12 protein-coding genes are annotated in these 11,881 nt (G+C 58.9%); 1 reads left to right on the top strand and 11 read right to left on the bottom strand.

What is annotated here, in order from left to right; all coding sequences use genetic code 11:
- Positions 1-102 precede the first annotated feature (102 nt).
- Positions 103-1,533, top strand: coding sequence for a MobA/MobL family protein (locus tag D1793_RS18905; RefSeq protein ID WP_119023471.1), 1,431 nt, complete (start codon positions 103-105; stop codon positions 1,531-1,533).
- Positions 1,534-1,846: 313 nt separating this feature from the next.
- Here D1793_RS18905 and D1793_RS18900 read toward each other — a convergent pair whose 3' ends face one another.
- The 11 genes from D1793_RS18900 to pcaF all read right to left on the bottom strand — a co-directional run bounded on the left by D1793_RS18900 (position 1,847) and on the right by pcaF (position 11,861).
- A complete protein-coding gene (locus D1793_RS18900) occupies positions 1,847-2,635 on the bottom strand; it encodes a DUF4113 domain-containing protein (RefSeq protein WP_240407731.1) in 789 nt (262 codons plus the stop codon).
- A gap of 263 nt (positions 2,636-2,898) precedes the next feature.
- On the bottom strand, positions 2,899-3,732 hold the full coding sequence (locus tag D1793_RS18895) for a hypothetical protein (RefSeq protein ID WP_146064646.1): 834 nt from the start codon (positions 3,730-3,732) through the stop codon (positions 2,899-2,901).
- 178 nt (positions 3,733-3,910) lie between these two features.
- Entirely contained in the window at positions 3,911-4,852 is a 942-nt protein-coding gene (locus tag D1793_RS18890; protein WP_103970587.1) for an IS5 family transposase, read from the bottom strand.
- A gap of 180 nt (positions 4,853-5,032) precedes the next feature.
- On the bottom strand, positions 5,033-5,677 hold the full coding sequence (locus D1793_RS18885) for an OmpW family outer membrane protein (RefSeq protein ID WP_255408542.1): 645 nt from the start codon (positions 5,675-5,677) through the stop codon (positions 5,033-5,035).
- A gap of 172 nt (positions 5,678-5,849) precedes the next feature.
- Positions 5,850-6,284, bottom strand: coding sequence for a c-type cytochrome (locus D1793_RS18880; protein ID WP_205527589.1), 435 nt, complete (start codon positions 6,282-6,284; stop codon positions 5,850-5,852).
- On the bottom strand, positions 6,277-7,140 hold the full coding sequence (locus D1793_RS18875; protein WP_086509365.1) for a YCF48-related protein: 864 nt from the start codon (positions 7,138-7,140) through the stop codon (positions 6,277-6,279). Before D1793_RS18875 ends, D1793_RS18880 begins: the two co-directional genes overlap by 8 nt.
- A gap of 23 nt (positions 7,141-7,163) precedes the next feature.
- On the bottom strand, positions 7,164-7,907 hold the full coding sequence (locus D1793_RS18870) for a cytochrome c biogenesis protein CcdA (RefSeq protein ID WP_086509366.1): 744 nt from the start codon (positions 7,905-7,907) through the stop codon (positions 7,164-7,166).
- Positions 7,908-7,936: 29 nt separating this feature from the next.
- Positions 7,937-8,230 (bottom strand): hypothetical protein, encoded by a 294-nt coding sequence (locus D1793_RS18865; protein WP_086509367.1) that lies wholly within the window; start codon positions 8,228-8,230, stop codon positions 7,937-7,939.
- 235 nt (positions 8,231-8,465) lie between these two features.
- The gene (locus D1793_RS18860; protein ID WP_240407730.1) at positions 8,466-9,332 is read right to left on the bottom strand and encodes a L,D-transpeptidase family protein; all 867 of its coding nucleotides are present in this window, start codon (positions 9,330-9,332) and stop codon (positions 8,466-8,468) included.
- A gap of 78 nt (positions 9,333-9,410) precedes the next feature.
- Positions 9,411-10,400, bottom strand: coding sequence for a tripartite tricarboxylate transporter substrate binding protein (locus D1793_RS18855; RefSeq protein WP_119023468.1), 990 nt, complete (start codon positions 10,398-10,400; stop codon positions 9,411-9,413).
- 258 nt (positions 10,401-10,658) lie between these two features.
- A complete protein-coding gene (gene pcaF / locus D1793_RS18850) occupies positions 10,659-11,861 on the bottom strand; it encodes a 3-oxoadipyl-CoA thiolase (protein ID WP_119023467.1) in 1,203 nt (400 codons plus the stop codon).
- Positions 11,862-11,881: the final 20 nt, after the last annotated feature.

The following is an 11,881-nucleotide window of genomic DNA, read 5'->3' as shown; positions in this document are numbered from 1 at the left end:
CGGTGCAATATCCAGGCTAGAGTATCTGTCGTTCAGATCGTGTGACCGGAGCCTCCACCGTGGACATCAAACCCGTGCTGACTGGTTCGGAGGCAAGTGGAAATGGCGGTTTATCACCTTCGTGTAAAACCGATACAGCGAAGCAAGAAACGGCATGCAACTGCCGCAGCGGCGTACCGTGCGGGCGTGTGTATCGTGGATGAGCGCACCGGCAAAAAGCACGATTACAGGCACAAGATGGGGGTGCTGGGAGCTGAGTTGTGCCTGCCAGGTGGCGGCACCGAGGAGCGTGCCGCGTTTTGGAATCGGGTTGAGCATCACCATAGGAGGAAAGATGCAGTCGTGGCCCGTGAGATCGAGGTCTCGCTGCCTCGTGAGCTCAACGATGGCCAGCGGTGGGAACTCGCGATGACCTATGCCCACGAGCTGGCCGGACGCTACGGAGTTGCCGTCGATGCGGCGTTTCATGCGCCGCGCCCAGTCAGCGACAAGGATCTCGAGCTGAATCCTGAACAGTTCCATATGATCGATCCCGATACCGGTCATCGCCATAATGGCAACTGGCACTGCCATCTGTTGTTCAGTGCCTGCCATGTCGAGCCTGATGGCACGCTGGGTAAAAAATGTGTCGAGCTCGACCCTATCCACTGTCGACGTCGCAAGATCCTCAACCTGACGCAGCGCGAGCGGAGCCGATGGGCAGAACTGCAAAACAGAGCACTGGAGCGTGCAGGAGCTGCTTGTCGTGTCGATCACCGCAGCTATGTGGATCGTGGTAACGATCGAGTGCCGACGGTTCATCTCGGTGGGTATGCGGCTCGCATGCGTCGTGACGGCACACCGCAGCTCAGCGAACAGGCAATGCTGAACCGTGAGATTGTGGCAACGAATAATGAAGTTTGGCGTCTTCGTGAGCAGGCTCGACGGGAGCGTATCGAGGAGCGCGAGTTGAAGGCGTGGATAAAACAGCCAGGTGTCTGCTCAGCTTCAGGCCGTATCATCCTGGAATCCAGGATGATGGACAGCATCGAACGCAGCTATCTGTTGTCCCAGCAGATTGAGGAAGAGGAGCGATCATCAGTTAGGCAGTCCCGAGCTGATTTTCAGCATAGCCAAGTGACAGATGAGCAGATCGAGTTAACGGGTTCCCGCCCTGCGACCGAGGAGCCGGAGTCTGCCTCGGAAATGCGTTCTGGCGAGTATCCAGCGCCTACGCCAGCCAGGCTGACAGGCTCTGTTCCTGAGCCGCCACGAGATGCCCAGGTACGAGCCAAACTGGCAGTGCGTCGGTTGCTATGTATGGTGGAGCAGATTGATCGTGCGGCCGCTATCCGTGAAGCGATGCTCGATCCAGATGATCGGTTTGCTGAGGTGTTCCAGGAGCAGCTGCTGGAGGTCGGGATTGGCGCTCATGGTGAGCTGTCCCACGGAGCACGACCTTCTCAGGGTGATGAGCTGGGCGAGTCTGCAGATGGCACCTCAGCTGAGCATCCTGGCCTAACGCGGGCTGATGGGGCTCCGGTCAAGCGGTAGCTGATTGGTCTGCGGGGTGAGCTGACACTGCGCTCTATATGTGCGTGGCAGGCGCGACAGCGAATCCAGAAGGATTCTTTCGACCGCCAAACAAACTCGAAAAGGGGCCAGCTACTGGGCTTGTGAGTTAGCCGCTGTTTCTGGCCACAGCCGCATGTCAGCGCACAGCCGCCGTCATCCATCCAGGTCAGTATGATGGTCTCCATGAAATGCCCCGTCCTGTTGGTGCCCAATAATGACACTGTGGGCCACGCGACGGCGATGTGGTGTGAGCAATGTCGGAAAAACATGATGGTGTTTGGCTGACAGGGTGTCAGTGCAGCTGAGGCAGCTCGTCCCAGCGTGTAGTCCACCGCGGTGTGCGGTTGGCGCAGCGTAGCTGCCAGGCGGCCTGAGGTAATGCTCGCCCGAACGTGACGGTACCTCGCCCCATTCTATTGTTGAGCGCATCCAGCGTTGCCATCAGGCGGTCGCTGCGCTCGCGCTGGGCCTGGCTTTCCGGAGTGTCCAGCAGCGAGAGCTGAGCCCGGTTGGCGTCCACTAGATCAACCAGCATCACGCCTGCCTTCATGAAGCGGTAGCGGGGCCGGTAGATGGCCGCGAACGCCTGGCTAGCCGCCAGCAGGATGTCGCGGCTGTCGTCTGTGGGACAGGGCAGCTCCACCACGGCGCTGGGCGAGTACTGGGGCAGGTCAGGACGGTGGCGATTGGTCTTCAGAAAGACGTAGACGGCTCGGGCCAGACTGTCCTGCCCGCGGAGCTTCTCAGCGCTACGCTGGGCAAACTGCCGGATGGCCTGGTGAATCTCTTCGCGGCTGTCGGTCATCCTCCCGAAGGAGCGTGACGTCATGATGCGCTGACGGGCCTCACCAGGATCATTCATCTCGATGCAGGGAATGCCCTTCAGTTCCAGGCAGGTGCGCTCCAGGGTGACCGAGAAACGCTGGCGAATCTGCTTGGGGTCGGCCTGGGCGAGATCCCAGGCACTGTGTACGCCCATCAACGCCAGGCGCTCCACCAGTCGGCGGCCGACGCCCCATACATCGCCGAGCTCGACCTGGCGCAGTAGCGGCTCATAAGCTTCGCTATCGGGCCTAAGCACACATGCGCCGCCGTAGATCGGTAGTTTCTTGGCGGCACGGTTCGCCAGGAGTTAAGCTCAAGTCTTGTGTATGGAGGGAAGTCGAGAGGGTGACGTATCCTGCTGATGACCGATCAGTCAGACAGGACTGCCGCCTGACTTGCCGTACACAGGATTTGACAATAACTCCCGGCAAAGGGAGGAAAGCGCAGTTGAGTAGGGATAGAATCAGACATGGCGAACCCTGTTTAGCTTCTTCCGAAGCGTTATTGGTGTAACTCCCATTATATCAATGGGTTGGGCAGGGTTCGCCTTTTTTTATGAATTTTTCGGGCTAGTGCAGTGTACTGCCTCGAGTCAAGGTGGCCATCGGCAAGGCTCTGAATCGTCTCCACAGCCTGACTTACCGAGCGGTTCATGGGACGGACAAGCAGCCACGCCACTATACTGAGTACCAGCATTCCCGGGATCAATACGGCAACGAGAACTGTCACGGCCAGGGAAATCGCGAACTGCGAGAGATTTCCGGTAAGTTCCGAGAACTGATGCGCCAGTTCGTTGACCTGTCTTTCTCTGGCATCGATTTCCTGGATGATCTCCAGCCGCTGCGGGGGGGGATCGGCGGCGTTCCTGAGTTCGGCCGCCAGAGCGAGTATCTGCTCCGATATCTCGGAGGCTTCGCCCGACAGGGAAATCAGACGCTGGGCGATTGGGTTACTCTTAAGGATCCTGAGCCGCAGAATTAAGGCGCGGGCCTGGTCAGGGTACCTCACTTCCTGGAACGTTTGTTGTATCTTTCGTGCGAACTCCGAGGTGCTACTGGTTACAAGGAGTTCCGGCGTCGCCGAGAACAAAGCACTATAGGCCAGCGCGCGTCCGAGACGATCCTCGAATTTCTGGTAGTCACTCTCATTGTTGGTATTGACGTACTGGTGCAGACTGGAGCTCGCCCTGAACACGTTAACCGTATGGGTTCGTTCAACCCTCGAGATCAAAGTCACCACATCGAGCGTGTTGAACACAAAGAACGACACCGAGCCAGCCAACAGAGTCACCACGACGCCCAGTCCCACAAGGAAATAGACCCGGTGCCGTATCAGTCCGAACCACTGCTTCATAGAGTCCATCATGGATAACGGTTCTGTTAGTTGATTAAGGAAGGTCTGAATAATTCACTGTTTTCACCGTGGTGCTAGTCAGAAAGCGTTTGCGGCGGAATTCAGCCCAGAAATCAATCTTGATCGTGTGTTTTTTCGCCTGATTGCCGCGTTTTCGCGGCAACCAGGCACACTGCCCCTAGGGCAACAGCATTCGTTTCACCCTCAGCAGATTGTACAACCCTGCCAGAACATAAAGTCGGTTCCTGTTCTTGGCCAAACCCCGATAGCGAACCTTGCCGTAGCCGAACATCCCTTTGGTCATCCGGAAGGGATGCTCCACCTTGGCTCGTATGCTGGCTTTGAGGGTTTCGCAGTCCTGAGTCACTTTCGACATCGTTGACCGTTTGCCTGGGCGTTCAGCGATAAACCACTGCACTTCCCGCTTCTTGTGCGCTTCGCGTTTCTGGATGCCGCGGTAACCGGCGTCTCCCCACACCCGTTTCTCCTCGCCATGCAACAGCTGATCCGACGGCGTCAGGTCATGCTCATTGGCGGCGGTCGTGGCAAGGCTGTGAATCAGGCCAATCGTGTCATCGACACCAATATGGCACTTCATACCAAAGTGCCACTGATTGCCTTTCTTCGTCTGATGCATCTCCGGATCACGAGCCTTATCTCTGTTCTTCGTCGAGCTGGGCGCTTCGATGATCGTCGCATCAACGATACTGCCTTCCCGAACCATCAGGCCATGCCGGGCCAGTTGGCGGTTGATCTTCTTGAACAGCTTCTTGCCCAAATTGTGCTGTTCCAGCAAGTGCCGGAAGTTCAGGATCGTCGTCTCATCGGGAACCCGGGACAGGCGAATACCCGCAAAACGACGCATCGACTCGATCTCATACAGCGCGTCCTCCATCGCCGGATCACTCAGGTTGTAGATCACCTGCATCACATGAACCCGCAGCATGCTCGACAGCGGGTATGGGGGACGACCGGCGCGGCCAGAGGCATAATGGGCGGCAATGGTCGATTCCAGCGCCTTCCACGGTAGCAACTGCTCCAGCTTCTCCAGGAACACTTCCCGCCGGGTCTTGCGCTTCTTGTGGGCGTATTCGGCTTCGGCAAAGGTCAGCTGGCTCATGGCATACCTGCATACTGGCTGATGGAAAGTACTCATTATGCCAAAGTCACGGCGTTTTTCAGAGGCTCCTTAAAGGAAAGGTCTGCAATCGGGGTGTTACTACCTGATGCGTATCAACCTCTCGTTCGCATCGACCGATCGCAGGGAACTTTAACGGCAAGACTCACCCGAACTCTTTACTTAGAAGCGGTATGCGACACCGATGCTCACGATAGTGGGGTCCACTTCCACTTCTGCCTCAACAGGGGCCGGGCCCAAGTTACCGGTGACATCCGCCTTGAAGGGTGCATATCTAACGTCAAAATTTGCCGACCAGTTATTGTGTATCCTCCAGCGAAAACCAGCCTGAACCGCAGGGGCCCATGTATCTTCGACGTCGAAGTCGGTTAGTGCGCGATCCTTCTCATTTAAAAAGAAAATCCGTCCTACACCCGCTCCAAAGTAAGGAGAGAACTTGCTACCCGTCAAGACATGATACTGAAGCGAAAGAATCACCGGACCATAATCTGTTTGACCAAGAAAGAGCCCAGAGAGTGACTCTTCGCCCTGAAGGTCTGCACTAGCGGGAATGCCGCCAAAAACGTTGAATGCCAGCTGATTACTCAGAAAATACGACACGTCGAATGAAACGGTCGTATCGTTGTTGATAGACAGGTTGGCATTTGGAAGGGGGGCACCACCCGCAGAGGGCGATCGCAAATCTTCATCAGTCAGAATTCTGGTGGCGTTCAGCCCAATTACCCAATCACCTCTACTATAATTATAATCTGGCTCAGATTGAGCGTTCGCCAAGCTTGCGGCAACTGAAAGTAAAAAGAATGCTATTACTAACGAGACTGTAACTATTCAGGTGGCTGCGGATGGGATATCGCCAACCAGCTGATTTTTCTGGCATAGTGTGCCTAATCCTTCGGCATATCTATGCGGTGATATGACCATCAGCGATATCAACGTCGACGAGGCCCTGGAGCGGGTCCGGCAGAATCAGCAGGATACGTCACCCTCTCGACTTCCCTCCATACACAAGACTTGAGCTTAACTCCCATAGCGTCTTGAGGTAATTAATTACGGAGCGGATCTCGGCAGGGGTGAGCACGTCCTCGAAGGCCGGCATGGTCAGTCGTTCGGTCTCGTTCCAGGGGTCGCGCCACCCTTCGGAGACCATCCGATACAGCATGGCATCGGAGTGCTTCCAGGTATGCCCTTCTGGCCCATGTGGTGGGGCCGGCAACTCACCCATCGCATTGGGTCGCTGCCAGTTCGGCATCCCCTCGCCATCGATGCCGTGGCAGCTGGCACAATGCTGCTGGTAAATCTGCTCCCCCTCTATCGGCTGAGAGGCATCGTGCGAAAGAGGGGCATCATCCGCCATGGCCTGCCCGGCAGTACTTAACAGCAGCCAGGTTGTGACGAGGACCCCGCGGTTACGCATCGGGAATCGCCCTCCAGTTCCGGCCTTGGTCATTACTGCGCACGAGTTCCCCCACGCGATCCAAACCATAGAGGGTACCTTCTGGCGCCAGAGTGATCGCGACGAGTTCAGGAGCGTCGCCTTCTATCCGTAGCCACGCCTTGCCACCATTGTCGCTGACCCACAGGCCTCGATCCGTGGCCACATAGACACGTTCGGGCTCGTCGAACTCGTAGGCCACATCGTAGACGGTATCGGCATCGAGCTCTCCGGTCGGTCGCCAGCCGCAAAAGCAATCCATCGACAGGCGCACCGCATCGTCAGACACCGCATAGAGCCAACCGGTCTGCATGCTGCCCTCCATATCGGAGTGGACGAGCCGGCGAACAGGTTGGACAGGGCCGCTATCCTTCTTCCGCCATGATTCGCCGGCATCGTCACTTTGGTAGATGCCGTCGTCAGCGATCTTGGCGTAGAGCGTCTCGACTTGATGTCGGTGGGCACTGAAAGCGATGACGTTCCGGCTGGGCAGGCCCTCATCGACCCGGTACCAGCTGTCGCCATTGTCGTCGCTACGCTGCACTCCAATCGATGGGCCGGCGATATAAAGCGTCTGCTCAGCGGCAGCCGGCGCCACCACCAACTGCCCGGTCCTTACGGCCTCGGGCAACGGGATGGCCTGCCAGGAGTCGCCACCGTTCGTGCTTTCAAACAGCTGGCTGGAATTCACCTTGAGCAGACGAGCTCCGGTCAGGTCATACTCCAGCGCCGGCAAGACATCTTCGGCCGCTGCGGCCACGGAGGCGATGCCAAGGCCGATGATGGCCCCGCTCGTGATTGATAGGGTATGCCAGAAGCGACTCATCATTTTTTTCATATCACTATTTCCCTGGATAACGGTTAGCCGATGGCACCTAAGGCGGGAAAGGTGCGCAATAGCCAATACGAGAGCTCGGTCAGTTTTCCGGTCATCATCAAGATGCCCATCAGGATCATGATCAGTCCTGCCGCCAGGTGCATGGCTCGGCCCCAGCGGCGCAAGAATTTCTGGTGGTGCAAGAAGCGATCGAGCGAAACGGCGCTCAGCAGGAAGGGCACCCCCAGGCCTAGCGAATAAATGCCGAGTAACGCCATGCCGCTCGAAGCATTGGCCGTCGAGGCGCTGACGGTCAGGATGGCGCCCAGGATCGGGCCAATACAGGGGGTCCAGCCGAAGGCGAACGCCACGCCCAGCAGATACGCCGCACTACGCCCGCCACCCTCTGCCTTGAGCCGGCCGATAAAGCGCCACTCTCGCTGTAGCCCATGCAGCGGGATGAGGCCGGTCATGAAGGCACCAAACAGGATGACGATGATACCGCCGACCAGATTGGCTTCCTGGCGATAGGCCAGCAGCAAGCGACCGATGGCCGTGGCACTGGCGCCCAGCATCAGGAAGACCGTAGAGAACCCCAGCACGAACCATATCGACTGGGTCAACACCCGGAACCGTTCGCGCCGGTCCGCTTCCTGTAGCTGCCCCAGCGAGCGGCCGGCGACGAAGGAGAGGTACCCGGGTACGAGCGGCAAGACACAGGGCGACGCGAATGAGATCAGGCCCGCCAGAAACGCCGTGATCAGGCCGATGTTGGCGACTTCCCACATCCCTCCTTATCCCCCTCCTTATCCCGCGGCTAGGCTTGAAGCTTGGACAGGGGGTGCTCTGATGATGACACCTGCTGGTCAGCTTCGTGGGGAATAGCGGCTTCCGCTTGCTTGGGCGCTGCCGGATAGGCTTCTACCTCGGCTTGTATTTCAGAGGATTCCGCCTTGGCCTGTACGTTGGAGACTTCGCCCTGGTCGGTCGCTTTCCCTTTCTTGTCCTGGCATTTCATCATGCACAGCCCCAGCCCACACATGATGAGGCAGGGCAGTAGGCTCACCAGCAGGGGGGCGATACCCAACAGGACCAGTTGCTCCCAGCCCATGGCCAGGCCAGCGAGAACTCCCAAGGCAGTAGGTAGCCCAGAGCAACGTCGAGGTCAATAGCCCTTCCCTCCCCAGAATCGGTATGCCAAAAGCAAGCCTAGGAACCTACCGTTCCATGCGGCAAGGTGGGGCTATAAACGCAACGCCAATGGTCATGTAGAGCGCTATAGATCCTGGATCAGCCACGACCGAATACCCAGTGTCACGAGACCGACAAGACTCGCCTTGTCGTTGTCATAGTCTGCGCAGCGCGATTTCTGCGTAGATCCCCTTGTAATCAGTATCATGCGTTTTATCCGGCTCCGGCCTGGGATTCAGGGCTACTATTCGATCGCTGGGATCATTCAGCAGGCCGCGAAGCTGTTCATAATCGAAGCTCCAGCCCTCGGCCTTGCGCTGGTTGAGGCGTGTGACGGTCTCTACCAACGTGGACATGCTGTGCCCCTCTCCCTCCAGAGGCGAGAATGCCTGAATCAGCGGTTGCCCTTCATACCAGCCGATCTTGATGGGCTGGTTGACGATTTGGACCTGGGTGCCGGCGGGCACGCGGTCGAAAATCGACTCGATGTCCCCAGGGAACATGCGAATACAGCCACGGCTGGCACGCATGCCGATACCATCCGGCTGGTTGGTGCCATGGATCAAGTAGCCATCGAATCCAAGGATAATGGCATGGTCTCCCAGCGGATTGTCCGGGCCTGGGGGCACTACACTGGGTGCCTCTTCACCGCGTGCCCTGGCTTCACGCTGCACCGACTCGGGGGGATACCAGGCGGGGGAGTTAAGCTCAAGTCTTGTGTACCATGGACCACGCTCGAAGCGACGCCCGCTCTCCTCACCATCGTCAGCGACCAGCACCCCTTGCATAATCATGAGGGCTGAAAATACCACGAGAAGCCACCCGACGATGGTCGGCAGCCAGCGCGGCGACATCATCGGATTCTGCAGAATGGGCGGTTCTCCAATGTGATTGGGAATCAAATACAGTAAAAGCAGCAGCGAAAAGCACAGCAGCAGCACTCCAGCGACCACATCCAAGGGATCTTTGACCAGCATGCGGTGGGAAGGGTGAGACTTCGTCATCGGGATAAACCCTTTCACGTGTAAAAACTCCGCATGGAAACCACTGAGGCGAGGGCAACGTGCCCTCGCCTCACCATGCCGTGACAGAAAAGTGACTTACTCCTGGCGAATACCGGCCTCCGCCGCCACTCCATCCCAGCGGGTCACTTCATCGGCGACAAAGGCCTTGAAATCGTCGCCAGCAACAGTTCCCTTCTCCCCTCCCAGCTGCTCTACGAAGCTGGTGAACTCCTCACGCTCCATTACTTTTTGGAGCGCTTCCTGCATCGTGGCGAAAGCCTCGTCAGGGAAGGAGCTGTGAGCGATCAGACCAAACCAAGCGGTGGTGACAAACTGATCAAGATTATACTCGCCGATCTCTTTCAAAGTCGGCACATCGGGGAGATACTCCGAACGCTCTTCGGAGGTCACAGCCAGTGCCCTGAGGTCACCTGACTGGATGTGCGAGAACACCGTGGGCATGTTCTCGAAGGAGACATTGACGTCCCCACCGAGCAGAGCCGGCAACGCCGCGCCACTGCCAGCAAACGGCACGTTTGTCATATTCGAGCCTGTCAGCGTCTTGAACAGCTCACCAGACATATGAACAGAACTGCCTACACCGGGACTGCTGAATGACATGTTCTGGTCTTGAGCGGCCTCGATGAACTCCACCACGCTCTCGTACGGGCTGTTGGCCGGAACCACCATGACATTCGGGATATCCAGCATGTTCTGGATAAACACAAAGTCCTCAACCGGGTCGTAGGCCAGGTTGGGATAGATGGCAGCACCAATGGTGTGGCCGGGTGAAGCCATCAGGATAGTGTGAGCAGCATCACGACCACCGCGGGCAAGTCGGCCGGTGGCCACAGTAGAGCCAGCACCCGGACGATTTTCTACCACCACATTCGCACCAATCTCATCCTTCAGCAGGTCCGCCACTCGACGCGACAGGACGTCGGTAGTGCCGCCGGGCCCATAGGGCACCACCAAGCGGACGTCACCAGTAGGCCATTCCGATGCTTGAGCGCTGGAGACGGCCAGCGTCAGCGCCACTGCGCCGCCACAGGTTGCCACGCAGAGTGCGTTGAGCAGCTTATTCATATTTTGCTCCTTCATAATTGAAATGACCGCTATGCGGACTTTTGATTCGCATTTAGTCAGTAGACTACTTTGCTATGCTGAAGGCCAGGTATGCAACTTTAGTCGCAAGCCCCGACCCACCCCTTCCCTGACTGCAGGCTTTTTGCTTTGACATTCATGGGGTCACGGCTCGCTTAACCTTCGTGGACAAGCTCATCAGACCCATTCGCATGTAGTGGCCAACAACACTTGCCCCCAGCAGAGAGCTAGGAGGGGTCCTCAAACCCTCTCGATCAAGGTCGCAATGCCCTGGCCCACGCCCACACACATGGTGCACAGGGCGTAGCGCTTGCCGCTCTTCTGCAGCTCATGGGCCGCGGTCAGCAGCAGCCGGGCGCCGGACATGCCCAGCGGGTGGCCCAGCGCGATGGCACCGCCGTTGGGGTTGACCCGGGGGTCGTCGTCGGCGATCCCCAGCCCGCGCAGGCAGGCCAGCGCCTGGGCGGCGAAGGCCTCGTTGAGCTCGATCACGTCGATCTCGTCCAGCGACACGCCGGTGCGCGCGAGCAGCTTCTGCACCGCGGGCACCGGGCCGATGCCCATGATGCGCGGCTCGACGCCGGCGGTGGCCATGCCGAGGATCTTCGCCATGGGGGTGAGGCCGTGCTTCTCCACCGCTTCTCGACTGGCCACCAGCATGGCGGCGGCACCGTCGTTGACCCCGGAGGCGTTGCCGGCGGTGACTCTGCCGCCCTCGCGGAAGGGCGCCGGCAGGGCGGCGAGCTTCTCGAGGGTGGTCGCGCGCAGGTGCTCGTCCTGGTCGAAGCGCAGCGGTTCCTGCTTGCGGCGCGGAATCTCGATGGCGGTGATCTCACATGCGAAGCGGCCGGCCTCCTGGGCGGCGGCGGCCTTCTGCTGGGAGCGCAGGGCGAAGGCGTCCTGGTCCTTACGGGAGATCTTGAACTGCTCGGCGACGTTCTCGGCGGTCTCCGGCATGGACTCGACGCCGTAGGCCTTCTTCATCAGCGGGTTGATGAAACGCCAGCCGATGGTGGTGTCTTCGATCTGCTGGCCCCGCGAGAAGGCGCTGTCGGCCTTGCCCATCACATAGGGCGCCCGGGACATGGACTCCACGCCGCCGGCCAGCGCCAGGTCCATCTCGCCGGCCTTGATGGCGCGGAAGGCGGTGCCCACCGCGTCCATGCCAGAGCCGCACAGGCGGTTCAGGGTGGTGCCGGGCACCGAGGTTGGCAGGCCCGCCAGCAAGGCGGACATGCGCGCCACGCTGCGGTTGTCCTCGCCGGCCTGGTTGGCGCAGCCCATGAAGACCTCCTCGATGGCGGCAGGGTCAAGCTCGGGGGCTTGTGCCAGCACCGCCTTGAAGATGGCGGCCGCCAGGTCGTCGGGGCGCACACTCGAGAGGGTGCCGCCGAAGCGGCCCACGGCGCTGCGCCGAGGATGGCAGAGGAATACGTCGCTCATAACACGCTCCATATTAGAAA

It is taken from the genome of Halomonas sp. JS92-SW72 (assembly GCF_003547075.1).
GTDB classification, from domain to species: Bacteria; Pseudomonadota; Gammaproteobacteria; order Pseudomonadales; family Halomonadaceae; genus Halomonas; species Halomonas alkalicola.
This window is presented reverse-complemented; position numbering and strand designations above follow the sequence as displayed.